Below are 23,606 nucleotides of genomic sequence, written 5' to 3' on the forward strand. Positions count from 1 at the left end.
TGCCAGCATTCACCTCTGAAGAATGCGCGAACTATCTCGAAAATTCAGGTTATCGAACCTAATGCCATCACGCTTTAGACCCTGGAGCGGCCACGCACCAGGCCGACCACTGCCGAGATCAGGAACAGGATGATGGCGATGAAGAAGATCGCTTTGGCGATCTCGATGGAGACGCCGGCGATGCCGCCGAAGCCCAGGACACCCGCGATCAACGCGATGATCAAGAACGTTACAACCCAGCCTAACATGGCCAAACCCTCTGCTTTCCGTTTCCACCGGCGCGATCGATCATCGCACCAAACTTGAGGAAACAATCCGCCCCCAAAACGAAGGTTCCGGGCCGGAAAACAGCGAAATTTGCCGCTGCTCACGGAACAAAACCGCGCATTGGATGCAGCCGGGTCAGGCCTTCGCTGCTGCTGTCACACCTCCTGATAGTCGGCGGGAGCGACCCTGACGTATCCGCCGGCGCGCAGCGACTCGGGCTCGACGATCTCGTCCGCGGGAGCTGTCGGCGCGTTGCGCGCAGTCTTCCAATCGCTCTCGAATATCTGCGTGAAGTAATCGCAGATGCCCGGATGAGAGAGCCACACGCCGGCCTCGCGATTCTTGGAGACGGCGGAATCTGACCAGTTCTGCGAACTGACCAGGACATCCTGGCCATCGACCAGGATCATCTTGTTATGGCAATGCACGAAGCGGGTCGTATCGATGTATCGTACGTTCTTGCCGGCCACGAGGCCGAACTGCTGCTTTAGCAGCGCCAGGTTTTTCTTCTCGGCGTCGAGATCCTTCTTGCCGAAAACCTTGCCGAGGATGATGCGGATATCGAGCTTCTTGTTCTGCTTTCGCGCGTCCGCAATTGCCGTCAGCAATTTCTGGATGTCGGGCTGCTTGCCACGGACATATTGCTGCTCGATCAGTATCGACTTCTTTGCCGCCCGAAGCTTCCCCGGGATCACCTGCATGTAGTTGTCCGGACTGAGGACCGGCTGAACGGCAAGCGGTTTGGTGAGCTTGAAAGTCTTGCTCGGAAACAGCTTGGCGGGGATCTTCGTCGGCGCCCGCTCGATCATGAAAGCGTTGGCCGCAGCAATGGCCTGAGCCAGCGCTTCCGGTCCCGTCAGCTCGAGATTCATGTCGCTTTCGAGAATGCCGGTGAAGAACTTCGACAGTTTCCTGGAGCGGATCGCCAGGCCGGTATCACGATTGCCGGGCCGGAAGTGCGCCGGATCGCCGCCGTCCTTCACATTGAGGGGTATGCTGTTCTCGCTGTAGTTGCCGCTCTGCACGATGCACCATTCGCCATCGATGACGATCACCTTCTCGTGCGACGAGCTGAAGAAGTGCACCCGATGACTGGCGCACGATGGCGCCGGCACGCCGTCGACCCCCGCATCGTTCAGGTCGTCGAACAGCTCCTGCTCGTCCTTGCTGTCGATATCGAGCATGAGCTTGACCTTGACGCCGCGCGCGAGCGCATCCAGCACGAGCTGCTTGATATACTCGGCGGAAAAGTCATAGATGCCGATCAGGATCGACTTCTTCGCATTGTCAAAGAGCTTCTTGGTCACCGCGAAAGTCGAATCCGGCGAGCAATAGGCGATGATTTCCTGATCGACGTCGACCGCGGGAACCTTGATCTTCTCGTATGCTTCGAGATCGCAGTTGCGCGGAACCATTTCCGGCATGAAGACGTCGGTCCGCACCGGCACCACGCGATCGCCTTCGGCCCGAACGCTCTGCGGTTCGGCAAGAAACGGCCCACGATGCTTGAGCATCGATTGGCGCAATACGAAGCTCGGCATTTTATGCCCCCATGTTTGCGAGAATCATTCCGGTTTGAAAGGCTCGCTCCTGACGCAGACCAGCGGCACCTGGACGTCGCCCTTTTCCGTCGCGACGGTCAGCGCGGGAGGCAGCGTCACGTTGGCTTCCGGAGCGACATGCGCGACGACGACCCAGCCGCGCTTGCCGTGATCCTTCCCCGCCTCCACGCCGATGGCGTGGGCGCCGCATTTCAGCAGCTCGCGACTGTTGAGTTCGCGCGCCTTGTTGGCCTGTTGCTCGTTCGCCATCACCAATCCGCATGGCCGGTCCGCTTCTCATGCTTTCACGAAGCGGAACTTCAGCGCCTTCATGACCTCGGCAATCGGATTAAAGATACTCGCGCTACCCGACCCGGCAAAGTGCAGACCGACGATCTTCTTGCTTGCCTTGTCGACGATGATTGCGCCGGAATCGCCAGGCCTCGAATAATGCGTGCACTTCACCTGGTCCAGGAAGCCGATCTTGCCGACGCCCGGATAGGGCATGACGATCCTGAAGTGGACGTCCTGGACTTCGCCATCGGCATCTTCCGACGTCCGTCCGCGCGTGACGATCTTCATCCCGCGCACCGGATTGGTGGTCGCAAAGGGAGAAGCCGCTCCGCGTATGGAAAAATCGATCTTGTCGAGAAAGTCCTGATCGATCTCGGCGAGAGCCGCATCCACGCGGTTGAGAAAATCGTCACCGGTCTTGAACTTCAGGATAGCGGATAATGTCGCGACGACCTGATCCCTGCCGCCATTGTCTGACTCGCCGGGAAAGACGATCTTGTCGCCGACCTTGCCCAATCCGCTCTTGGCAAGCACGTGGGAATTGCTGAGCACGAACAGCTTCTTCCCCTTCTTGACGATAGCCCCAAGGGTTCCCGTATCCGTCAGATTTCCGATGCTATAGCCGCTGAGCAGCGGCGACCTCTGCTTGTTGACCTGGGGCCGAACCCTTCCGATCGCCTGGACATCGGTGAATACCGCCTTGCGACCCGGCACACTCAGAACGGGAGGGATCATCTTCTGGCTCTTCATCCGGCTCTTGGCGACCTTCTTTTCGACGTAGAAGCAGACGCTCAGTTCGCCGGTGTCTTTCTTCTCGGTGATCTTGTCCGCAATTCCGATGCCGATGATGTTGGGATCTTCGAAGATGGTCCGCACGCGCTCAACATGCCTTGCCTCGAGCAGCCCCAGGGATTCCGGCCGGGCGCCCTTCTCGCCGCTGACCAGGTTGAGCGCGTCAAGCAGTTCCTTCGGAGTATCGTTCCTTGCCATGACGTCTCCCCCAGAGATGCAAGCCAACGAACTCAACAATCTTGAGTTGAGATTCGCATTTTGGCAAGCCCACGCGCCCGCCAGTCAATCGAATCTTGATGAAACTATTGCGATCCCGGCTGGCGTTTTGGCGACGCCCGTGGCACGCCGAAAGGCGCCTTTTATTGGCCATGCTGCCCTCGCAAATCGGCGGCGCGAATGCCATGTTATCGACTTGAGAATCAAGGACTTCGTTATTGACTGATCTGCGCAAGCCCCTGCCACATGCCCCTGCTCCGGCGGCCTCACCCGTGCCCGGCGGCATCGCTGCGCGCGCCCGTGCGGCAGCAGGCCCGCAATATCTCGCAGGGCTCAATCCGGAGCAGCGCGAGGCAGTGGAGACGCTGGACGGTCCTGTGCTGGTTCTAGCCGGCGCCGGCACTGGCAAGACGCGGGTCTTGACCACCCGCATCGCCCATATCCTGAGCCAGGGCCGCGCGCGGCCGCACGAGATCCTGTCGGTGACCTTCACCAACAAGGCGGCGCGCGAGATGAAGCTGCGGCTCGGCCAGATGCTGGGCCAGGCGGTCGAAGGCATGCCGTGGCTCGGCACCTTCCACTCGATCGCCGGCCGCATCCTGCGCATCCATGCCGAGCTGGTGCAGCTCAAATCCAACTTCACCGTGCTCGATGTCGACGACCAGGTGCGGCTGTTGAAGCAACTGCTGCAGGCGGAGAACATCGACGACAAGCGCTGGCCGGCGCGCATGCTGGCCGGACTGATCGACACCTGGAAGAACCGCGGCCTGACGCCGTCGCAGGTGCCAGCCGGCGAAGCCGCGAGCTTCGCCAACGGCAAGGGCGGCAAGCTCTATGCGAGCTATCAGGAACGGCTGAAGATCCTCAACGCCGCCGATTTCGGCGATCTCTTGCTCGAGAACATCCGCCTGTTCCGCGAGAACCCGGATGTGCTGAGGCAATACCAGAGCCGCTTCAAGTTCATCCTGGTCGACGAATATCAGGACACCAACGTCGCGCAGTATCTTTGGCTGCGGCTGCTCTCGCAGGCGCCGTCGCCCCAGTCGTCATTGCCGGGCTTGACCCGGCAATCCATCGCGTCTTCACAAGATGGATCACCGGGTCACGACGCTGCGCGTCGGCCCGGTGATGACGAAGATGCGGCTGCGGCACCCACTTCCCCACCCAAGAACATCTGTTGCGTCGGCGACGACGATCAGTCGATCTACGGCTGGCGCGGCGCCGAGGTCGACAACATCCTGCGCTTCGAGCACGATTTTCCCGGCGCCAAAGTCATTCGGCTCGAGCGCAACTACCGCTCGACCGGCCATATCCTCGCCGCCGCCTCGCATCTGATCGCGCACAATGAAGGCCGGCTCGGCAAGACCCTGCGCACCGAGGACCAGGATGGCGAAAAGGTCACCGTCACCGGTTCCTGGGATTCGGAAGAGGAAGCGCGCGGGATCGGCGAGGAGATCGAGGATCTGCAGCGCGCCGGCGAGAATTTGAACGAGATCGCGATCCTGGTGCGCGCCTCGTTCCAGATGCGCGAGTTCGAAGACCGCTTCGTCACGCTCGGCCTGCAATATCGCGTGATCGGCGGCCCGCGCTTCTATGAGCGTGCCGAAATCCGCGACGCGCTGGCTTACCTGCGCACGATCAACTCGCCGGCCGACGATCTCGCCTTCGAGCGCATCATCAATGTGCCGAAGCGCGGACTTGGCGATGCCACCGTGCAGCTCCTGCACGATCACGCCCGCAAGCGCCGCATTCCGCTGTTCGAGGCAGCGCGCGCCGTCGCGGAGACCGACGAATTGAAACCGAAAGCGCGCGGGAGCTTGCGCGGTGTCGTGCAGCAATTCGACCGCTGGCGGGCGCAGAGCGAGGTGACCTCGCACACGGAATTGGCCGAGATCGTGCTCGACGAGAGCGGCTACACCGAGATGTGGCAGAAGGACCGCTCGGCGGACGCCGCCGGCAGGCTCGACAATCTCAAGGAGCTCATCCGCTCGATGGAGGAGTTCGAGAACCTGCAAGGCTTCCTCGAGCACATCTCGCTGGTGATGGACCGCGACGGCGAAGCCGGCGACGAAGCGGTGTCGCTGATGACGCTGCACTCAGCGAAGGGCCTGGAGTTCGACAACGTCTTCCTGCCCGGCTGGGAGGAGGGCCTGTTTCCAAGCCAGCGCACGCTCGACGAGCAGGGCCGCGCGGGCCTCGAGGAAGAGCGCCGCCTCGCCCATGTCGGGCTGACGCGCGCCCGGCGCCGCGCGAAAATCTATTTCGCCACCAACCGCCGCATCCACGGCACCTGGTCGACCACGATCCCGTCGCGCTTCCTCGACGAACTGCCGGCGCATAATGTCGAGATCACGGAATCCAAGGGCGGCTCCGGCTGGGGCGGCGCCGGCGGCTACGGCCCCTCGCGCTTCGACAATGTCGAAGCCTTCGGCTCGAGCTATACAACACCGGGCTGGCAACGCGCCCAGGCCAACCGCGCCCGCAACCAGAACCGCGGCGGCGGCTCGCGCGGCGGATTCGACGAGGAGCAATCGCCCTTCGGCGGCTTCGGCCGCAACAAGCGCGCCCCCGTGGTGATCGAAGGCGAACTGGTCGCGAAATCCACCGGGACCGTTTCGGAATTCTCGCTCGATGACCGCGTATTCCACCAGAAATTCGGTTACGGCCATGTGGTGAAGATCGACGGCAACAAGCTCACGATCGCTTTCGAGAAAGCCGGTGAGAAAAAGGTGGTCGATAGTTTCGTGGAGCGGGTGTAGGAGAGTGTCCTGCGGGTTGCGCACTTAATGCCGGCTGACAGGCCGTAGGGTCTACATGATCCACAGAGGGTTTTCATGTTGACCAACAGCCGCGAGATCATACGCCGCCTGGAGCGGGAAGGATGGGTACTTGTTCGCGTTACCGGTTCGCACCACGTGTTCAAGAATCCCATATCCGGCGAAACGCTGGTCATTCCGCACCCGAAGAAGGACTTTGGGGAAAGGATTGGTGCGCGCCATCTATAAAGGTGCAGGGTGGAAGCCCGATTGAGGTTAGCCATGGCTCACTACGTCGCGATTGTTGAGGACGCCGGACCTGAGCACAGTGTTGGTGTCTGGTTTCCGGATCTGCCCGGCTGCACTTCCGGCGGGGATGATATCGATGAAGCCTTGCGCAATGCGCCGGAGGCTTTGCAGCTCTATGCGGAAAGCCTTGAAAATGACGGCAAGTCGCTGCCGCATCCGCGAACACTGACCGAACTGAGGGCCGATCCGGAGATCGCGAACGACATAAAGACCTACATGGTCGCCCTGATTGAACTACCCGCGCGCGCTCACGCGGCGGAGTGAACTGATCGTCGTTTCGACGGATTGCAGAACCCGCCAAGTGTACCTATGTATTCGCCGCCCCTCCTCTCGCGCGGCGCAACGTCGCGTTCCCTGTCACATTTCCTGCCAGCTCGTCACCACCAGCCATGTCGCCGATCATTTCCGTTTCCAATCTTTCGAAGGTCTACGGCTCCGGCTTCAAGGCGCTGAACAACATCAATCTCGATATCCGGCGCGGCGAGATTTTTGCCCTGCTCGGGCCGAACGGCGCCGGCAAGACGACGCTGATCAGCATCATCTGCGGCATCGCCAATCCGAGTGAAGGCAATGTCTCGGTCGACGGCCACGACATCATCAAGTCCTACCGCGCCGCACGCTCGATGATCGGCCTCGTGCCGCAGGAACTGCACACCGATTCCTTCGAATCGGTATGGGCGACCGTGAGCTTCAGCCGCGGCCTGTTCGGCAAACCGAAGAATCCCGCTCATATCGAGAAGGTGCTGAAGGATCTCTCGCTGTGGGAGAAGAAGGATTCCAAGATCATCACGCTGTCGGGCGGCATGAAGCGCCGCGTGATGATCGCAAAGGCGCTGTCGCACGAGCCGCAGATACTGTTCCTGGACGAGCCGACCGCCGGCGTCGACGTCGAGCTGCGCAAGGGCATGTGGGAGGTCGTGCGGACGCTGCGGGATGCCGGCGTCACCATCATCCTGACCACGCATTACATCGAGGAAGCCGAGGAGATGGCCGACCGCATCGGCGTCATCAACAAGGGCGAGATCATCCTGGTCGAGGACAAGGCCAAGCTGATGGAGAAGCTCGGCAGGAAGCAGCTCAAGCTGCATCTGGCGCACAGGATCGACGCCGTTCCGCCGGCGCTAGCGCCCTATCATCTCGTGCTGTCGGAAGGCGGCACCGAGCTGGTCTACGATTACGACACCGCGGGCGAGCGCACCGGCATCACCAGCCTGCTCGGCGATCTTCGCAATGCCGGGATCCGTTTCTCCGACCTCGAGACCAGCCAGTCTTCGCTCGAAGACATCTTCGTCAGCCTGGTGAGAGCGCCATGAACTATCGAGCGATCCGCGCAATCTATTTGTTCGAAATGGCGCGCACCTGGCGCACGCTGTTGCAGAGCATCGTCTCGCCTGTGGTGTCGACCTCGCTTTATTTCGTGGTGTTCGGCGCCGCGATCGGCTCGCGCATCACGGAGGTCGAAGGCGTCAGCTACGGCACCTTCATCGTGCCTGGGCTCGTGATGCTGTCGGTGCTGACGCAGAGCATCGCCAATGCATCCTTCGGCATCTATTTCCCGAAATTCGTCGGCACGATCTATGAAATCCTCTCGGCGCCGATCTCCTATTTCGAGATCATCATCGGCTATGTCGGGGCGGCCGCGACCAAATCGATCGTCCTCGGGCTCATCATCATGGCGACGGCCGGATTGTTCGTGCCGCTGCACATCAATCACCCGATCTGGATGCTGACTTTCCTGGTGCTGACCGCCGTCACCTTCAGCCTGTTCGGCTTCATTATCGGCATCTGGGCCGATGGATTCGAGAAGCTGCAGATGATCCCGATGCTGGTGGTGACGCCGCTGACGTTCCTGGGCGGCAGCTTCTATTCCGTGAACATGCTGCCCTCGGGCTGGCGCACCATCACCCTGCTCAACCCTGTGGTCTACCTGATCTCCGGCTTCCGCTGGAGCTTCTATGGGATCGCCGATGTCGGCGTAGGCCTGAGCCTCGGCATGACCCTGGGCTTCCTCGCCACCTGCCTGGCAATCGTCTGGTGGATCTTCAGGACGGGCTACCGGCTCAAACGTTGATCGCCTCGCGGTCATTTCGGGGCATGCGAAGCATGAACCCGGAATCCAGAGATTGCGGTGCGAGATTCTCCGATGTGCAAGTGCACATCGTAGTTCGCGCTCACGCGCGCCCCGGAATGACGATGTCCCTCACGACGATCAGCGATAGCAGCGGAAATGGCCGGAGCGGGTGTAGTAGCCGCGGCAGCGATGGCCACGGTGCCAACCGCGATTGGGCAGGCCGAGCACGCCGTTGACCGCACCCACGGCACCGCCGACGCCGGCTCCAACCGCCCCCCCAACCACGCCGCCGACCGGACCGGCGATCCGATTGCCCTCGTAGGCTCCCTCGTGCGCGCCGCGCACGATACCCTGGGCATGTCCCAGATGAGGCATCGCAAGCAATGCAAGGATGATGGCGGCGGCCGCAAGCACGAGCCGCGCCGGCGTGACATCAGGCAGCGCCAGCGTCTTGACCTTGGTCTTCTTCATCACAATTCCCAAAAATGCACGGCAAATTGTACCGTCAGGCGGGAGTGTGAAACGCCCTTGCGGCCAAATGGTTGCGCGTCTGTGACGAATTCGAGTCGTGTGCTCACACTCGCGAAAAAGTCAGCAGGCCAGCGTTGGATTTCTCCGACGACGCCTTGCTTGCGCCGCTCATTATATTAACGATGCATGGCCGGGCTACTGGAACCCGAGCCGGATTCCGGGCATAGTGCTTGCCGGGGACGGAGAACCGCGGCGCTGCAATGTTAGGCCTGGAGGGCCAAAGTAAGATGCGTACGTTCCTCGTTGCTTTCACCGCCCTGACGCTGGCTTTTGCCGGCGCCGCACAGGCCAAAGTCGCCATCACCGTCGACAAGGACAACCAGCAGATGACCGTCGCGGTCGACGGCGTTGAGCGGTATCGCTGGCCGGTCTCGACCGGCATCCCCTCCTACGAGACGCCGAACGGCAGCTTCCGCACTTTCCGCATGGAGGAAGACCACTACTCCAAGGAATTCGACGACGCGCCGATGCCGCACTCGATCTTCTTCACCAAGATCGGGCACGCGATCCACGGCACCGATTCCGTCAACCGCCTCGGCAGCCCTGCCTCGCATGGCTGCGTGCGATTGTCGCGCGAACATGCAGCCACGCTCTACGCCCTGGTACAGGAGCAAGGCGTGCTCAACGCCACGGTGACGCTGACCGGCTCCTCGCAGGTGGCGCTCGCGCGGAATCCGAAACGCGGCAACACCGCGGTCGCCCGCCGCGCGCCGCAGTACGAGCAGCAATTTGGCGATGCCGCTGGCGATCCTGTGATGATCACACCGCAACAGCAGCAGCAAATGCCGCAGGTCCGTGCCGACGATGGCTACATCTATCCGGCCGACGGCAGCTCCAATGCGCAGGTGTATCCGGCGCCGCGCAGCCGCCGCGTCTACGATACGCAGACCTATTATCGCCAACCGCAACAACCGCAGCAATATTCCGACCGCTACGCGCCGGCGCCGCAAGGCTATTACTATCCGCCGCGGCCGCGCGGGTTCTTCACCTACCAGGACTGACCAGCGCCGAGTTGGTCGACACGACAGAGCGGGATGGCTGCGTCATCTCGCTCTTTTTTCTTCTGCGCCCAATTTCCATGCCTAATCTTTGCCTGTGCGCGAACGCCTCGCATTCCCCTGAAACTCCGCTTTACGCCAATGCGATCCTGCACGTCTGGATCGTGCATGATCCTCATCAACACGCCTGCGTGAGCCCAAATTGACAACGCCCGCCGTGTCCGTATTGTGTCTAGTTGTTTCGCTGGATTTCCCATGACACAAGAAGAAATATCCGGTTTTTGCGTGGATTCGCTTGCGAAAGTGCTGCGGATCGCCAAGGACCGGATCAAGACCGATACCAAGTTCAACCGGCTCGGGCTCGACTCGGCGATGGTCGTCTATGTCATGATGGAACTCGAGGAGAAGCTCGACCTCGAGCTTTCGACCGACGACTTCTACGACTATCCGACCGTCGACGCGCTGTCGCGTTACCTCGCTGAAAAGCTCGCAGCCCGCTCCGCTGCCTGACCCCTAATCGTCGCCGGATATCACCAAGATGGAGACGTTTTCCTCGCTGGTGGCGCTGCTGGCAAAGCGGGCGGAAACGCAGCCCGATGCGCGCGCCTACATCTTCCTCTCCGACCGCGGGGCGGAGGAAGCCATCCTCACCTTTCGCGAGCTGCATGACGCTGCCCGCGCGCTGGCGGCGCGGCTTGGCGAAGTCACCCGGCCGGGCGATCGCGCGATGCTGGTGTTTCCGCCCGGTCTCGAATTCGTCGTCGCCTTCTTCGGCTGCCTGATCGCGCGTGTGATCGCAGTGCCGATGATGATGCCGCGGCGGCAGAGTGCGCGCGACTCCAGCGGCGCGATCATGGCCAATTGCGAACCTGCAATCGCGCTCACCAGTTCGGCCTTCGCCATCCGCGGCGATCTGCAGGAGCGGTTTTCGCGCGAAGGCCTGCAGTGGCTGGCCGTCGATCTCGACACGACGCCGGCGCCGCCTGCGGCCGATCTGCCGCTTCCAGCGCGAGAGGATATCGCCTTCCTGCAATACACCTCGGGCTCGACGTCCGAGCCCAAGGGCGTCGCCGTCAGCCACGGCAATCTGCTCGCCAACCTCGAGATGATCCGCATCTCGCTCGGCAACACCGAGCAGTCGACCTATGTCAATTGGGTGCCGCTCTACCACGACATGGGGCTGATCCTGAACACGCTGGAGGCGCTCTATGTCGGAGCGCTCTGCGTGCTGATGGCGCCGAACGCCTTCACCCAGCGCCCACTCAACTGGCTGCGCGCGATCAGCGACTATCGCGCCGAGGTCGCCTGCTGCCCGAATTTCGGCTACGACCTCTGCGTCAGCCGCTATCGCGCCGACCAGATGCAGGGCGTCGATCTCTCCTCCTGGAAGATCGCGCTCAACGGCGCCGAGCCGGTGCACGCCGAGACGATCAAGCAATTCATCGAGACCTTCGCCGCTCACGGCTTCGATCCCCGCGCCGCGTTCCCGGCCTATGGCATGGCGGAAGCGACGCTCTTGATCTCCGGCGGCAGCCGCGGCGCCGGCCATGTGACGCGCGACGTTAGCCGCGCCGCGCTGCAGGCGCATCGGGCCGAAGCGCCGGCTGATGCGGCGGATAGCCAGACGCTGGTCGGCTGCGGCCGCGCGCTCGAAGGCGAGCGGATCGCGATCGTCGATCCCGACACCTGCGCGCGCCTGCCCGTGGACCAGGTCGGCGAGGTCTGGGTCAACGGTGCCAACGTCGCGGGCGCCTATTGGAAGAATCCGGAAGCGACCCGGACCGGCCTGCACGCGCGCATCGCGGGCGATGACGACGGCGCGAGCTGGCTGCGCACCGGCGACCTCGGCTTCCTGGATCGGACGGGTGAAGTCTTCATCACCGGACGGATCAAGGACTTGATCATCGTCCGCGGCATCAACCACTATCCGCAGGATCTCGAGCGGACGGTGCAGGCGGCACATGCCGCGCTGCGGGCCAATTGCGGCGCGGCGTTCTCCGTCAGCGACGAGCACGGCGACGAAACGCTTGTCGTCGTGCAGGAGGTCGAGCGCACCGAACGCAACCGGATCGACGGCGCCGAGATGAAGGGCCTGATCCGCGAGCACGTCACCGACCAGCACGAATTGTTCGCGCGCCATATCGTGTTGATCCGGCCGGGCACGCTGCCGAAGACCACCAGCGGCAAGATCCAGCGCAGCCTGGCGCGCCGGCTGTGGTCCGAAGGCCGGTTCGAGGATCTCGCCGCCGACGCGGATTGACTCGCTCTTGCCGTCATCGTCCGGCTTGACCGGACGATCCAGTATTCCAGAGGCAGTAGTGCTTGAGCCGAGAGGCCGCTGGTTACTGGATGCCCCCGCCGGAGCTTGTCGTCGGCCTCGCCGAAGGCGAGACCCGGTGGCGGGGCATGACAAGAAGAACGATCATCAGAAGTCGATCTTCGCCGCTTCGCCATCGCGGATGCTGGCGACGATGCCCTCCTGTATCTTGCTGGCGATGCTCGGGCGGTAGTGGATGAAATCGGCAAAATTCGCGCGGTCGCGGGTCAGCGCGTTGTCGATGCGGTAGTTGATGAAATTGCTGTTCGGCCGGCCGGCCACGACGCGCTTCAGAGCCGCGTTGCACGCCTCACGGTCGGCCGCAGCGGGCGTGCCGGGCTGCGGCATCTTGCTTTGCAGGGTCGGCGGCACGACGATGACGACGCTGGTCTCGGCTGGAAGCTTCTTGACCGCCGCATCGAGCCGCGCGACGTCGGGCAACATCTCGCGCTCGGCGACCGTTGCGGCCGGCGGCGGATCGCGCGGCGGACTGATTTCGCGGAAGGTGCCGGGCAGCCAGATGTCCTCGTAGCTGAAAAAGCCGGTGGGGTCCCTGCGCTGATGCCAGCCGAGGCCGATTGAGAGCCGTTGGAACGTGCGCTCGATCGTCGTCCATGACAGCAGGTGTGTCGCATAAGGGAGAGAGCTTTCTCCATAGAGCCAATCGGGGAAAGTGCCCGGCGGCGACTGGATGGGGACGTGATGGCACCACCAGGGATCAACGACGAACACCAGTGCGCGCACCCGCTTGTGATGTCGCAGGAAGAAATCGAGCAGCATGAGCTGCTCGTGCGGATTGCCGCCAGTCATGTAGAGCTGCACGAAGTTCAGGCCGGTCGCCTTCGACAGCTCCGTCGGTTCAAGCATCTGCGCGGTCGAATTGCCGATGATGGCGGAATCGAAATTCGGATCGCGCGCGCGGCTTGCCGCAGACGTGAGCGTGTTCCGATCGTCGACGCCGTCGATGCCGAGAAAGCCGAATTTTCCGGTGTCATAGGGATCGACCAGGATCATTAGCGCGTAGAGCAGCAGCAAACCGCCAACCAGCGTACCGACACAGTTGGCCAGACAACGGCTCCATTCGGGCGACGTGTCAGAACTGGTAGTAAGCGAAGCCACGAACGTTCCCTTCTCCGAGCAAGATCAGGATGACCAACAGACCGAGGCCGGCGACTACGCCGAGCCAGGGTCGCGGCCGCTGCATCACGCGTTCGACGATGTCCTGGGTCGCCGGCAGCAGGAAGGCCATCAGCGGAACGACGACGAGCGGCCACAGATGCTTCCCCTCCGACAGATTGGGCGGAACGGCGAGGCCGTGGAAGATGTTCAACGCCGCATCGAGCGTGCCGGCGCGGAAGAACACGCCGGTCAGAAGCACGAAGATCACCGTCAGCGCCCATCCGGCGAGCGCGGGCAGCCGCGGCCCGTAGCGGCGCCACAGCGAGCAGACCACCAGCGCCAAGCCATGCAGCGTGCCCCACAGCACGAAGGTCCAATTCGCGCCGTGCCAGAGGCCGCACAGCGCCATGGTCAGCACCATCACCGCGAAATATTGCAGTTGGTAGAAGCGCCGCGGCACCATGCGCTTGTTGGCGAGCGGAAAGAACAGATATTCGCGCAGGAATGTCATCAAGGTGATGTGCCAGCGCTGCCAGAAATCCTGGATGCTGGTGGAGCGGAACGGCGCATCGAAATTGTACGGCAGCTTGACGCCGAACAACAGGCCGAGCCCGACCGCGATGTCGGAATAGCCGGCGAAGTCGTAGAGGATCTGGATGCCGAAGGCGAGCGCCAGCCATGCGTCGCCATTGCTCACCGGCCCTTCGAGCGCCCGCGCATAGATCGGATCGATCAGCCGCGCAATACGGTCGCCAAGCAGGATCTTTTCGACGAGCCCGATCAGGATGAAGGCGATGCCGACGCAGAACTGGCGCTGCCAGCCCGGCACATAGACCTTCTTGCCGAACTGCTCCATCACCTGCGACCAGCGCACCAACGGTCCGGCCAGCGCCTGCGGGAAGAAAGAGATGTAAAGCGCGTAGCGGTTCAGCGAATAGGTCGGCGCCTTTCCCTTGCGCAGATCGACCAGATACATGATGTGGTGGAAGGTGAAGAAGGAGATGCCGAGCGGCAGCACGATGTCGAGCACGGGCATCGGCCGCCCCAGCGCAAGGCCGATATTGTAGGCGAGGAAGTTGGCGTATTTGAACCAGCCGAGGACGCCAAGATTGGCAACGATCGCAGCGGTGATGATCCACGGCATCTTGGTCCTGGCATAGGTCATCGCTGCAATCCAGTTGATCAGGATCGACAGGATCAGGAGCAGGACGAAGGGCGGATTGCCGTAGGCGTAGAACACCAGCGACATCGCAACGAGCGTCCAGATCCGCCACTGCGGATGCGGATCGACAAATCGATAGATCAGGATTGCCGCCGGCAGGAAGCCCAGCAGGAAGGGGTAGTCGTTGAACAGCATCAGCCGGCAATCTCAGGCATGACCCGGGTTACTCACCTTATCCGCCGGAAGCCGACGACTATCCGTGCTCGAGCTCGGCCACGTCGGGCGCCGGCTCGTGCAGCCGCCGCAGCGCGATCTTCTCCGCACTCGGCACCTTGACGTTCCAGGCCAGTCCCAGCGCGGCAAGCACTCGGATGAAGAGATAGCCGGGATCGAATTCGAACCATCGCAACCCGAACGCCGCCGAATAAGGAAAGGCATGGTGATTGTTGTGCCACCCCTCGCCCCACGCCAACCATGCCATTACGCCGAGATTGCGGCTGTTGTCACCCCGGGTGCGGTAGGGACGTGCACCGAATGTGTGCATGACGGAGTTGATCGCCGACATCGCCTGTTCGACCGCGAACATGCGCACCACGCCGCCCCAGAGGAACCCGGCCACCGCGCCCCACAGGCTGCCGGCGACCAACCCGCCAATGGCGGTCGGGATCAACAGCCCCACCAGCACCCAGGCGTAATAGTAGCTGTTGACCCGGACCAGCACCGGCTGCGCCATCAGGTCCGGAACGTAATGGGCGACATTCGGATAATCATGCTCGATCATCCAGGTCAAATGCGCATGCAGGAAGCCGCGCAGACGGCCGAGGAGGCTCCCGCCATGCAGATTGGGCGAATGCAGGTCGCCCTCGTGATCGCTGAGTTCGTGGTGGCGACGATGCATGGCGGCCCAGGATACCATCGACCCCCGCCCGGCCATCGAGCCCATGATGATCAGCATCGCGCTCACGGCTGTCCCGGTTGTGAAGGCGCGGTGCGTGAACAACCGGTGATAGCCGACGGTGAGGCCGAGGCCTGTGACCAGCCACATCGCGAAGAACAGGCTGATTTCGAGCGCCCCGATTGGGCGATAGAACAGGGCGCCAAGCGCGATCAATGTCCCGATGGATGGCAATACATCGAACAGGATAAAATGCTGCCGCTGCAATCGATGAAAATGCCGGCTCCGGATAATCCGATGGTCGCGCATGAATAATGGAACAATTGGGAAACAAGTTCCATCAGTATAGAGTCGGCCCCCCGCCCGCAACCATTGCGACGGATTTGCCCTGCAGATCACGAACGTGGGCGGCGGATGTTGCAAAAATATCGAGCTCACTACTCGCCGTCGCGCAATCGCCGGTAAACCGCGCCCAGGATGTTGGAATAGTCGTCGGTCCAGACCCGCTGCTTTTCATCGGCCTCGGTTTCGGTCCACGAGTCGGACGAGGCGAGCTTGCCGACATCGGCCTCCTCGCGGGCGGAGATCACGACCGAGGTCGAGAAAATGTACTCGCTGTCACGGCCGGAATCCTCGCTGTAGACCCAGCTCTTGAGGTCGTTGGCCTCGGCGATGCCGACCACGACGCTGGAAAGCTCGAGGTGGCGGTTGGAGACGTGCATCACCACCGCGCCCTGCGGCGCCAGCTTGGCCTTGTAGATCGCCATCGCCTCCTCCGTCGCCAGATGGATCGGGATCGCGTCGGACGAATAGGCATCGACGATGATGAGGTCGTAGATGCCATCAGGCTCGCGAGCGAAGGTGAGCCTGGCATCGCCGATCACCGGCTTCAGGTCAGGGGCGCAATTCTGGATGTAGGTGAAATATTTCGGATCGCGCGCGGTATCGACCATGGTCTGGTCGATCTCGAAGAACTTCCATTGTTCACCCGGCTCTGCGGCGCAGGTGAGCGTGCCTGAGCCGAGTCCGATCACGGCCACCTTAAGCGGAGCGCCCTTGCGCTCGCGCATCGCCGCGATCGTCTGCCCGATGCCGCCGTCCTTGTGATAGTACGTAATGGGTTCGGGCCGGCCGGTTGCCGGCGTGCCGTTGTCGTTCTTGAAGCGCTCGGCGCCGTGAATGGTGGTGCCGTGCATCAGCACGTGATATTGGCCGTTCGGCGTCACCACGATCTTGTGCACGCCGAAGAAGCTGCGCACGGTCTCGACCCGGCCGTTATCGGAGGGGTAAGCGCGCAACAGCAGCAGCGCCACCACGACGGTCGCGAAGATCTTCCAGCGGCTCGCGTTGAGCGTAAGCGCCAGCAGCGCCGAGAGCACGCCGACCGCGCCGATCACCCACGACCGCCGCTCGTCCAACCAGTTGAACAGCGTCCCGGTTGAATAGGACGGCACGATCAGCGCGACCGCGAGCACGGCAAGGAACGGCCAGTACCAGGCACTCCAGCGCGACAGCCGCTCTCCCCCGCCGGACGGCCGGCACAGCGCGGCGAGCGCCAGCAGGATCGGGTATTCCGCCACCCAGGAGAAGGCAAACGGCGCGATCAGGCCTGCGAACAGTCCGCCGACCATGCCGCCGAACGACAGCGCCACGTAGAAGCCGGTGAGGTATTTTGCTGCCGGCCGGGTCCGCGCCAATTCGCCATGGCAAGCCATCGCGATGATGAAAAAGGCGAGCTGGTGACCGCCCAGCGTCAGCAGCAGACTCTGTTCGCCACCAACCGCAAGCAGGATGACGACGCACGCAATTGCGATTGGCTGCGCGCGCAGCATGAACTCATGCGAAAACAGCGGGCGCGACTGGAACACCAGCACCCAGGTCAAGAGGTAAAGCGACAGCGGCAAGACCCAGAGCAGCGGCGCTGCCGCAACGTCGGTCGAGATGTGCGCGGTCACGGCGATCAGAAGGCCCGAAGGCACCGCGGCAAGGAAGATCCAGCGCAAACGCAACAGCCAGGAGGGTGCCGGCGCATCGGCATCATCGACCGGCAAATTCAGCGCCGCCGCGCTCGCGGACGAACGCATCAACAGCACGCCGCAACCCGCGATCAAGAGGATCAGCAAGCCATAACCGCCGGTCCAGATCAGGTTCTGCGTGCGCAGCGTGAACATCGGCTCCAGCAGCACCGGATAGGACAGCAGCGCGAGAAAGCTGCCGATGTTCGAAGACGCATAAAGGAAGTACGGATCCGGACCGTTGGGATGGCCGGTGCGTACAAACCAGGCCTGCAGCAGCGGGTTGTTGGCGGCGAGCGCGAAGAACGGCAGGCCGATCGAGACCGCGAACAGGCCGAGCAACCAGAACGCGTAACCTGAGGTCGGTGGATCGCCCCAGCCGCTCTGGATCGCGAGCGGCAGCGTCAGCATGGCCGCGACCAAAAGCAAGAGATGCACCGCGACCGGAGCCGCGCGGCTCTTCAGCTTCATCAAATAGTGCGCGTAGGCGTAGCCCGCGAGCAGCAGCGACTGGAAGAACACCATCGCCACCGACCACACCGCCGGTGAGCCGCCAAGCCGCGGCAGCACCATCTTGGTGAACAGCGGCTGCACCGAGAACAACAGGAGCGCGCTGACGAAGATCGCGGTGGTGTAGATGATCAACACCAGCCGGTTTCGCGCGGCGGACGGCTTGGAAATCATGAAAGCTCCGGCTTGGGCCCGGCGGACGCCGCGGCGAGATTTCCGGCGCATGCACGCCAGAGGTTTCAATTGAGCATATGACGGTATGGCAGGCAATGTAACCCGGTAACATGGACTTGACGATGTGCCAGTGCGGAGCGACATGCCGGAGTATGAGAGGATATGAGTCCGCATTCTCGCGACGCGTTGCGTCCGAGCTTTGCTTCACTTTCCACCCTCCTCGAAAGACAGAGGGCGCAGGGAAAGCCGGGCGCTGGTTGCACCCATGGGTCCCGTGCAACAAAAAGCACGGGGGTAGGACCACAGGTTCAACCGAAGCATTCCGGCTTTCCCTGCGCGATGGTTTACGGTTTCCTTCGCGCTCTCCCCGGTGACCGGGCTTTCTTGCCACCGTCGCTCTGTTCAACGAACAGACCTTAGCGCCAGCGTCGGGCGCCAGGACCACACGACTTCGCCGTCCGTGATACGCGTGCTCGTCAGTCACACGCATCGCGTCCACCGCATCTCACCGCAACGTTCGTGACGATCGCGACCCGCCCCTCATTTGGATGAGACGTGCGGAGTCATAGTGGTGATTTGCCCGACGGCGAAAGCGGAATGTTTTTTGCGTGAGGACTGGACCGCGCAAATCACATTGATTGGATTAAGGAAAATCGTGCGAATGACACGACGCCGTCATGCCCGCCTTGTCCCGGGCATCCACCTCCTTTGCCTCCGTGCGCGGAGAGAACGTGGATGGCCGGGTCAAGCCCGGCCATGACAGAGGAGAGGATTGCGCGATGCGTCCCACTGTCATTCCGGGGCGTCCGAAGGACCAGCCCGGAATGACGGAGCGGACGGAGGGCGCCCCGGAATGACGACGGGGGCGAGTGACGAAATAACTCGTGGCTTGTGCGCAACGATGAGTTACTGGCAAGCTCCTTAAGAAAATGAAGCTGACATGAACGAAACGGACGTCGTCATCATCGGTGCCGGGCATAATGGCCTCACCTGCGCGGCCTATCTCGCGATGGCGGGCTTGCGCGTGAAAGTGGTCGAGCGCCGCAAGGTGGTGGGCGGTGCGGCGGTGACGGAAGAATTCCATCCCGGATTCCGCAACTCGGTCGCCGCCTATACGGTGAGCCTGCTCAATCCGAAGGTCATTGCCGATCTCAGGCTCGCCGAGCACGGCCTGCGGATCGTCGAACGACGCGCGCAAAACTTTCTTCCGTCCTCCGACGGCAGCCATCTCCTCACCGGCGAAGGCCGCACCAAGGAAGCCGTCGCCAGGCTCAGCGCGCATGATGCGGAGGAGATCGGCATCTTCTCGCGCCAGCTCGAGGCAATCGCCGACGTGCTGCGCCAGTTCGTGTTGCGCGCACCGCCGAACCTCGTCGAGGGGTTTGGCGCGGACGCGCTCCGCGAGGCCTTCAACGCGCTCGGCTCCGCCAACCTCTTGCGCAAGCTTTCGCTGGAACAGCAGCGCGACCTGCTCGACCTCTTCACCCGCTCGGCCGGCGAGATGCTGGACGAGCGGTTCGAGAACGACCTGGTAAAAGCGCTGTTCGGCTTCGATGCCATCGTCGGCAATTATGCGAGCCCCTATGCCGCCGGCTCGGCTTACGTGATGCTGCATCACGCCTTCGGCGAGGTGAACGGCAAGAAAGGCGTCTGGGGCCACGCGATCGGCGGCATGGGCGCGATCACGCAGGCGATGGCGGCCGCGGCACGCGCGCATGGCGCCGAGATCGAAGTGGATAGCGGCGTGCGCGAAGTGATGGTTGAGAACGGCCGCGCCGCCGGTGTCGTGCTCGACAACGGCACCACCATTCGCGCCAAGTACGTTGCCGCCAACGTCAATCCGAAACTGCTCTACACGCAGCTGCTGCCGGCGGGCGCGCTGGCGCCGGAATTCCTGCAGCGCATGTCGCGCTGGCGCAACGCCTCCGGCACCTTTCGCATGAATGTCGCGCTAGCCGCCCTGCCCTCCTTCACCGCATTGCCGGGCGCAGGCGATCACCTCACCGCTGGCATCATCATCGCGCCGAGCCTTGGCTACATGGACCGCGCATGGCTTGATGCGCGCAGCTTTGGCTGGAGCCGCGAGCCCATCGTCGAAATGCTGATCCCCTCGACGCTGGACGACAAGCTGGCGCCGGCGGGACAGCATGTCGCGAGCCTGTTCTGCCAGCACGTCGCGCCGGAACTGCCGGGCCACAAATCCTGGGACGATCATCGCGATGAGGTTGCCGACCTCATGATCGCGACGGTCGACAGATACGCGCCCGGCTTTGCCGCAAGCGTCATCGGCCGGCAGGTGCTCTCTCCGCTCGACCTGGAGCGGCAATTCGGCCTATTGGGCGGCGATATCTTCCACGGCGCGCTGACGCTGAACCAGCTCTTCTCCGCCCGCCCGATGCTCGGCCATGCCGACTACCGCGGCCCGCTCAAGGGGCTCTATCACTGCGGTTCCGGCGCTCATCCCGGCGGCGGCGTCACCGGCGCGCCCGGTCACAACGCCGCGCAGGTGATCCTGGGCGATCATCGCTCCCTGTTCGCAAGGCGTTGAAAAGCGTGTGGACAGGGTGTGGATATCAAGTGGATGCGGATGTGCATCCATCTCCCGGTCAAGCCGCCGCGGGCCGCGACACGTCGCGATCGTCGGCAAACAGCGTTTCGAGCAGCTTCACAACCTGCTCCCGCCCCTGGCTCGGCTGGCTCAGGAATTCCGCGAGCTCGATCTCGTCGGTCTCGATGGCATACCCGGCACCGCGGAAGTCACCCCGCTTCTTTTCGTGCTCGACGAACAGCCGGCTGGCTTCGGTATCGAACGCCAGGCGCCAGCGGTCCTCGTCGGCACCTTCCGAGCGCTGATAGAGCGGCCGTCTTAACAGGGACATGGGACCCTCCTTGTTTTGGCCGCCAGCCTATCACGACTTCGCTTGCTTCACCTCGCCCGCTTGCGGGAGAGGAGCGCAGCATCCATCGCGGCGGCATTTCAACCTGATCGGATCACACTCTAGTCAGGTGGAGAACCCTGTTGAAAACCCCGGCATTCTCGGCTGGCAACTTCTCCATGACGGCCCGTGCACGCGCCGGAAGACAATCGCGTCGCGAACTACGGTGATCGATCCGGTTTAGCGCCGCTTGCGGCGGCCGGGGCGATCGATGAGAAAATCGTCCAGCTTGGAGCCGGCACCAAGTCGCTTTGCCAGCCATAGAGGCTGTTTGCCGCGACCCGACCACGTCTCGCCAGGGTTTTTCGGGTTCCGATACTTCGGGAGAACCTTTGGATAAGGGCGGCGGCTACGATCTGGTTTCGCGGCTTCGCCGGGCGACTGAAGCTTGCTCAGCCGGTCCTCGAGCGTGGCTTTCTCGGTGATTATGCGTTGCGTCAGCTCGGCCGCTACTCGTTCATGAAGCGCCCACAGTTGGTCTGTGGACATGGATCGGAAGCCGTTATTTTTCATCGAGTCGCGCCCAGGAATAAAAACAGAGCGCACTTACCAACGACGCCGGACACAAACAAGCGTCCAGATACCACTTGGCGCATCCCTCACAGGGAGAAGTTCCGCTTCCTGTCGTCAAGGCATCAGACTCGCGCATTCAGGCGCGGCCGCGATGACGTCCTGTCCTCTCGCTTCGAGGCCGCCTGGAAGATGTTTGCCGTCGCCTCGCAAGCGCCCTCGCTTCCGCCTCCCGCACCTGTCGTCGAAGGTCGTGAAGTTCAGCAACGCGTTGGGCTATCAGCTTCACGCTCCTGCGAAGAATTCTGGCCGAGAACCTTTTACAACCACTCATTATTACTCCTAAATAAAACAACTGTAAATTTAATAAAAGCAACTGGTTACCATCATGCATTGTTCATATGAACTTTCAATTGTAGGAAAACCACGGGCTTTTGGCACGCACGCGTACCCGCTCCCAGAGCCCGATCAAAGAGTTACTCGAAGTTTCGGCTCCCTACTGCCTCGCCGGAATCCAAGATGATAATGCGATCGTGGTTAATGCTGACGTTCCGGATGAAGTCGAAACGGTTACCCTAAATGCTACCGAAACCTACCCATCGTGCCAGCCTCGCGCTTCCCGACGAGCAGACCGCCAGGCGGCTGGTCGACACGCTGACCGAGATATTCTTCGAGGGCGAGACGGCGATTGCCGCGTTCGAGCGGCCGGACGGGCGCTGGGAAGTCACCGCGCATTTTGCCGATGCGCCGGACCAGGCGTTGATGCGCGAGCTCGTCGCCAATGCGGCCGGCGAAGACCTCGCCAAGACCATTGCCTTCGACACCGTCGAGGCCAAGGACTGGGTCAAGGCCAGCCTCGAGGACCTCGTCCCCGTCCCCGCCGGGCGCTTCGTCGTGCACGGCCAGCACGACCGCACCCGCGTGCCGCCGAACAAGCTCGGCATCGAGATCGAGGCCGCGCTGGCCTTCGGCACCGGCCACCACGGCACCACGCGCGGCTGCCTCTTACTGCTCGATCACGTGCTGAAGGCGCATCATCCGCGCCGCGTGCTCGACCTCGGCACCGGCACCGGTGTGCTGGCGATCGCCGCGGCGAAGGCGCTGCACGGCACAGTGCTGGCAAGCGACATCGATCCGCCATCGGTCAACGTGGCGCGTGAGAATGCCGAACTGAACGAGACCGGCCACCTCGTGACGACGATCCGCGCCACCGGCTTCTCGGCGCCGCAATTTTCCCAGCATGGCCCGTTCGACCTCGTGCTCGCAAACATCCTCGCCAATCCGCTGCGGCAATTGGCTGGTACGATGGCGCGCCATCTCGCGCCTTCCGCGCACGTGATCTTGTCGGGGCTCCTGACGCATCAGGCGCCAAGCGTAATCGCCGCGTACCGCGCGCGCGGGCTGGTACCGTTACGGCATCTGAAAATCGAGGGATGGAGCAGCCTGCTGCTGCGCTCGGTTAAGTGAGCCCTCTGGCAAGGGAATGCGGCGATTGCACGCTTTGCTGCAAGGTCATGACGATCGAGACGCTCGCGAAGCCGGCAGGAGCGTGGTGCCCGGAATGCAAGCCTGGGCGCGGATGCCAGAGTTATGAGAACCGACCGGCTGAGTGCCGATCGTTCAATTGCCTGTGGCTGACCGATCAGCGATTTGGACCACACTGGAAGCCGAGCAAGTCGAAACTCGTGCTGACGACGTCTCAGGACGGGATCGAAATCCGGTGCGATCCTGGCTTTCCGGACGCTTGGCGACGGGAGCCGATCCGAAGCGAGATCACAAAGCTCGCTGTTTCCGGCGAGGAGCATGACGTCACCGTGCTCGTCATCATCGGAGCAAAGATGATGCTCGTAACGCCCGATCGCGAGTTCGATCTGGGTGTCGTCGGGCCCTATCAGAGGATCGTTCGGGAGCTGGAAGGAAACCGGGTGATCGGCGCAAGCGTAGTGAAGGTTTCCGATCTGGACGAACGGATGTGAAATGTACCCCGCAGGCGGTCGCAAGAAAGGCCTATTCGGCCGCCTTGTTTTTGCCGAGCGCGGTTTCGCCCTTCTCCGCCTTCAGCCGGCGCCTGACGCGCCGTTCCACAAAGCGATCCAGGATCTGGACGATGACACCGCGCTGCTTCTGTTCGATCGGAGCAATCGGGCCGCGGCGAACTGGCGGCGAAATCTTCTCAAAGCTGAAAGCAGGCAT

Annotated in this window: 23 protein-coding genes and 1 pseudogene; 12 read left to right on the top strand and 12 right to left on the bottom strand. The window is 62.5% G+C overall.

All coding sequences use genetic code 11. From position 1 onward, the window contains the following. Positions 1-74: 74 nt before the first annotated feature. The 4 genes from AC5ZG1_RS09540 to AC5ZG1_RS09555 form a co-directional block, all read right to left on the bottom strand. Positions 75-248, bottom strand: coding sequence for a DUF1328 domain-containing protein (locus tag AC5ZG1_RS09540; protein WP_027578166.1), 174 nt, complete (start codon positions 246-248; stop codon positions 75-77). A gap of 174 nt (positions 249-422) precedes the next feature. Then, complete coding sequence (locus AC5ZG1_RS09545; RefSeq protein WP_496132699.1) at positions 423-1,808, bottom strand: phospholipase D-like domain-containing protein; 1,386 nt, start codon at positions 1,806-1,808, stop codon at positions 423-425. Positions 1,809-1,832: 24 nt separating this feature from the next. Further along, the gene (locus AC5ZG1_RS09550; protein WP_028168840.1) at positions 1,833-2,078 is read right to left on the bottom strand and encodes a hypothetical protein; all 246 of its coding nucleotides are present in this window, start codon (positions 2,076-2,078) and stop codon (positions 1,833-1,835) included. Between the two features lie 27 nt (positions 2,079-2,105). Beyond that, entirely contained in the window at positions 2,106-3,092 is a 987-nt protein-coding gene (locus AC5ZG1_RS09555; RefSeq protein WP_130230421.1) for a chymotrypsin family serine protease, read from the bottom strand. Here AC5ZG1_RS09555 and AC5ZG1_RS09560 point away from each other — a divergent pair. From AC5ZG1_RS09560 to AC5ZG1_RS09585, 6 genes and pseudogenes are all read left to right on the top strand, one after another. Further along, positions 3,091-3,336, top strand: a complete 246-nt coding sequence (locus AC5ZG1_RS09560; protein WP_496132700.1) for a hypothetical protein — start codon at positions 3,091-3,093, stop codon at positions 3,334-3,336. The two genes, AC5ZG1_RS09555 and AC5ZG1_RS09560, sit on opposite strands and share 2 nt — an antisense overlap. Before the next feature lies 1 nt (position 3,337). Beyond that, positions 3,338-5,869: an ATP-dependent helicase gene (locus AC5ZG1_RS09565; RefSeq protein WP_496132841.1), complete on the top strand. Its 2,532-nt coding sequence runs from the start codon at positions 3,338-3,340 to the stop codon at positions 5,867-5,869. A gap of 147 nt (positions 5,870-6,016) precedes the next feature. Then, positions 6,017-6,115, top strand: a pseudogene (locus AC5ZG1_RS09570) (hypothetical protein); the annotation flags it as partial. Positions 6,116-6,148: 33 nt separating this feature from the next. Beyond that, a complete protein-coding gene (locus AC5ZG1_RS09575; protein ID WP_028168844.1) occupies positions 6,149-6,439 on the top strand; it encodes a type II toxin-antitoxin system HicB family antitoxin in 291 nt (96 codons plus the stop codon). Between the two features lie 125 nt (positions 6,440-6,564). Next, positions 6,565-7,488: an ABC transporter ATP-binding protein gene (locus AC5ZG1_RS09580; RefSeq protein WP_028168845.1), complete on the top strand. Its 924-nt coding sequence runs from the start codon at positions 6,565-6,567 to the stop codon at positions 7,486-7,488. Beyond that, on the top strand, positions 7,485-8,246 hold the full coding sequence (locus AC5ZG1_RS09585) for an ABC transporter permease (protein ID WP_028168846.1): 762 nt from the start codon (positions 7,485-7,487) through the stop codon (positions 8,244-8,246). The genes AC5ZG1_RS09580 and AC5ZG1_RS09585 overlap by 4 nt, the downstream gene beginning before the upstream one ends. 138 nt (positions 8,247-8,384) lie before the next feature. On the opposite strand, the gene AC5ZG1_RS09590 is transcribed toward AC5ZG1_RS09585, so the two are convergent. Next, positions 8,385-8,717 carry a hypothetical protein gene (locus AC5ZG1_RS09590; RefSeq protein WP_208828427.1) on the bottom strand — a complete coding sequence of 111 codons (333 nt, stop codon included), beginning with the start codon at positions 8,715-8,717 and terminating at the stop codon, positions 8,385-8,387. A 287-nt stretch (positions 8,718-9,004) separates the two neighbouring features. On the opposite strand from AC5ZG1_RS09590, the gene AC5ZG1_RS09595 reads away from it, so the two are divergent. From AC5ZG1_RS09595 to AC5ZG1_RS09605, 3 genes are all read left to right on the top strand, one after another. Further along, positions 9,005-9,778 carry a L,D-transpeptidase gene (locus tag AC5ZG1_RS09595; protein WP_130230547.1) on the top strand — a complete coding sequence of 258 codons (774 nt, stop codon included), beginning with the start codon at positions 9,005-9,007 and terminating at the stop codon, positions 9,776-9,778. A gap of 252 nt (positions 9,779-10,030) precedes the next feature. Continuing rightward, positions 10,031-10,285 (top strand): acyl carrier protein, encoded by a 255-nt coding sequence (locus AC5ZG1_RS09600; RefSeq protein WP_028168850.1) that lies wholly within the window; start codon positions 10,031-10,033, stop codon positions 10,283-10,285. A 28-nt stretch (positions 10,286-10,313) separates the two neighbouring features. Next, the gene (locus AC5ZG1_RS09605; protein WP_496132701.1) at positions 10,314-12,035 is read left to right on the top strand and encodes a fatty acyl-AMP ligase; all 1,722 of its coding nucleotides are present in this window, start codon (positions 10,314-10,316) and stop codon (positions 12,033-12,035) included. Between the two features lie 165 nt (positions 12,036-12,200). Here the strand turns inward: AC5ZG1_RS09605 and AC5ZG1_RS09610 are convergent, their stop codons facing one another. From AC5ZG1_RS09610 to AC5ZG1_RS09625, 4 genes are all read right to left on the bottom strand, one after another. Continuing rightward, positions 12,201-13,211: a hypothetical protein gene (locus AC5ZG1_RS09610; RefSeq protein ID WP_165435600.1), complete on the bottom strand. Its 1,011-nt coding sequence runs from the start codon at positions 13,209-13,211 to the stop codon at positions 12,201-12,203. Then, a complete protein-coding gene (locus AC5ZG1_RS09615; RefSeq protein WP_130230549.1) occupies positions 13,186-14,568 on the bottom strand; it encodes an MBOAT family O-acyltransferase in 1,383 nt (460 codons plus the stop codon). Before AC5ZG1_RS09615 ends, AC5ZG1_RS09610 begins: the two co-directional genes overlap by 26 nt. 58 nt (positions 14,569-14,626) lie before the next feature. Beyond that, positions 14,627-15,535, bottom strand: coding sequence for an acyl-CoA desaturase (locus AC5ZG1_RS09620; protein WP_496132702.1), 909 nt, complete (start codon positions 15,533-15,535; stop codon positions 14,627-14,629). Between the two features lie 170 nt (positions 15,536-15,705). Next, positions 15,706-17,967: a fused MFS/spermidine synthase gene (locus AC5ZG1_RS09625; protein ID WP_496132703.1), complete on the bottom strand. Its 2,262-nt coding sequence runs from the start codon at positions 17,965-17,967 to the stop codon at positions 15,706-15,708. A 940-nt stretch (positions 17,968-18,907) separates the two neighbouring features. Here AC5ZG1_RS09625 and AC5ZG1_RS09630 point away from each other — a divergent pair. Further along, a complete protein-coding gene (locus AC5ZG1_RS09630) occupies positions 18,908-20,515 on the top strand; it encodes a phytoene desaturase family protein (RefSeq protein WP_496132704.1) in 1,608 nt (535 codons plus the stop codon). A 58-nt stretch (positions 20,516-20,573) separates the two neighbouring features. Here the strand turns inward: AC5ZG1_RS09630 and AC5ZG1_RS09635 are convergent, their stop codons facing one another. Both AC5ZG1_RS09635 and AC5ZG1_RS09640 read right to left on the bottom strand, forming a co-directional pair. Then, entirely contained in the window at positions 20,574-20,846 is a 273-nt protein-coding gene (locus AC5ZG1_RS09635) for a hypothetical protein (RefSeq protein WP_130230381.1), read from the bottom strand. A 237-nt stretch (positions 20,847-21,083) separates the two neighbouring features. After that, a complete protein-coding gene (locus AC5ZG1_RS09640; protein WP_165435592.1) occupies positions 21,084-21,416 on the bottom strand; it encodes an H-NS histone family protein in 333 nt (110 codons plus the stop codon). A 576-nt stretch (positions 21,417-21,992) separates the two neighbouring features. Between AC5ZG1_RS09640 and AC5ZG1_RS09645 the strand changes: the two genes are divergently transcribed. Together AC5ZG1_RS09645 and AC5ZG1_RS09650 are read left to right on the top strand one after the other, a co-directional pair. Further along, complete coding sequence (locus AC5ZG1_RS09645; protein WP_496132705.1) at positions 21,993-22,880, top strand: 50S ribosomal protein L11 methyltransferase; 888 nt, start codon at positions 21,993-21,995, stop codon at positions 22,878-22,880. Positions 22,881-23,098: 218 nt separating this feature from the next. After that, complete coding sequence (locus tag AC5ZG1_RS09650; RefSeq protein ID WP_245287524.1) at positions 23,099-23,389, top strand: hypothetical protein; 291 nt, start codon at positions 23,099-23,101, stop codon at positions 23,387-23,389. A gap of 31 nt (positions 23,390-23,420) precedes the next feature. Here the strand turns inward: AC5ZG1_RS09650 and AC5ZG1_RS09655 are convergent, their stop codons facing one another. Next, entirely contained in the window at positions 23,421-23,606 is a 186-nt protein-coding gene (locus tag AC5ZG1_RS09655) for a hypothetical protein (protein ID WP_028167486.1), read from the bottom strand.

This window comes from Bradyrhizobium sp. Leo78, from assembly GCF_059512425.1.

Coding starts and splice junctions, on each gene's coding strand:
- AC5ZG1_RS09540 (WP_027578166.1), bottom strand. CDS start 248: ATGTTAGGCTGGGTTGTAACGTTCTTGATCATCGCGTTGATCGCGGGT.
- AC5ZG1_RS09545 (WP_496132699.1), bottom strand. CDS start 1,808: ATGCCGAGCTTCGTATTGCGCCAATCGATGCTCAAGCATCGTGGGCCG.
- AC5ZG1_RS09550 (WP_028168840.1), bottom strand. CDS start 2,078: ATGGCGAACGAGCAACAGGCCAACAAGGCGCGCGAACTCAACAGTCGC.
- AC5ZG1_RS09560 (WP_496132700.1), top strand. CDS start 3,091: ATGACGTCTCCCCCAGAGATGCAAGCCAACGAACTCAACAATCTTGAG.
- AC5ZG1_RS09555 (WP_130230421.1), bottom strand. CDS start 3,092: ATGGCAAGGAACGATACTCCGAAGGAACTGCTTGACGCGCTCAACCTG.
- AC5ZG1_RS09575 (WP_028168844.1), top strand. CDS start 6,149: ATGGCTCACTACGTCGCGATTGTTGAGGACGCCGGACCTGAGCACAGT.
- AC5ZG1_RS09580 (WP_028168845.1), top strand. CDS start 6,565: ATGTCGCCGATCATTTCCGTTTCCAATCTTTCGAAGGTCTACGGCTCC.
- AC5ZG1_RS09585 (WP_028168846.1), top strand. CDS start 7,485: ATGAACTATCGAGCGATCCGCGCAATCTATTTGTTCGAAATGGCGCGC.
- AC5ZG1_RS09590 (WP_208828427.1), bottom strand. CDS start 8,717: ATGAAGAAGACCAAGGTCAAGACGCTGGCGCTGCCTGATGTCACGCCG.
- AC5ZG1_RS09595 (WP_130230547.1), top strand. CDS start 9,005: ATGCGTACGTTCCTCGTTGCTTTCACCGCCCTGACGCTGGCTTTTGCC.
- AC5ZG1_RS09600 (WP_028168850.1), top strand. CDS start 10,031: ATGACACAAGAAGAAATATCCGGTTTTTGCGTGGATTCGCTTGCGAAA.
- AC5ZG1_RS09605 (WP_496132701.1), top strand. CDS start 10,314: ATGGAGACGTTTTCCTCGCTGGTGGCGCTGCTGGCAAAGCGGGCGGAA.
- AC5ZG1_RS09615 (WP_130230549.1), bottom strand. CDS start 14,568: ATGCTGTTCAACGACTACCCCTTCCTGCTGGGCTTCCTGCCGGCGGCA.
- AC5ZG1_RS09625 (WP_496132703.1), bottom strand. CDS start 17,967: ATGATTTCCAAGCCGTCCGCCGCGCGAAACCGGCTGGTGTTGATCATC.
- AC5ZG1_RS09630 (WP_496132704.1), top strand. CDS start 18,908: ATGAACGAAACGGACGTCGTCATCATCGGTGCCGGGCATAATGGCCTC.
- AC5ZG1_RS09635 (WP_130230381.1), bottom strand. CDS start 20,846: ATGTCCCTGTTAAGACGGCCGCTCTATCAGCGCTCGGAAGGTGCCGAC.
- AC5ZG1_RS09640 (WP_165435592.1), bottom strand. CDS start 21,416: ATGAAAAATAACGGCTTCCGATCCATGTCCACAGACCAACTGTGGGCG.
- AC5ZG1_RS09645 (WP_496132705.1), top strand. CDS start 21,993: ATGCTACCGAAACCTACCCATCGTGCCAGCCTCGCGCTTCCCGACGAG.
- AC5ZG1_RS09655 (WP_028167486.1), bottom strand. CDS start 23,606: ATGCCTGCTTTCAGCTTTGAGAAGATTTCGCCGCCAGTTCGCCGCGGC.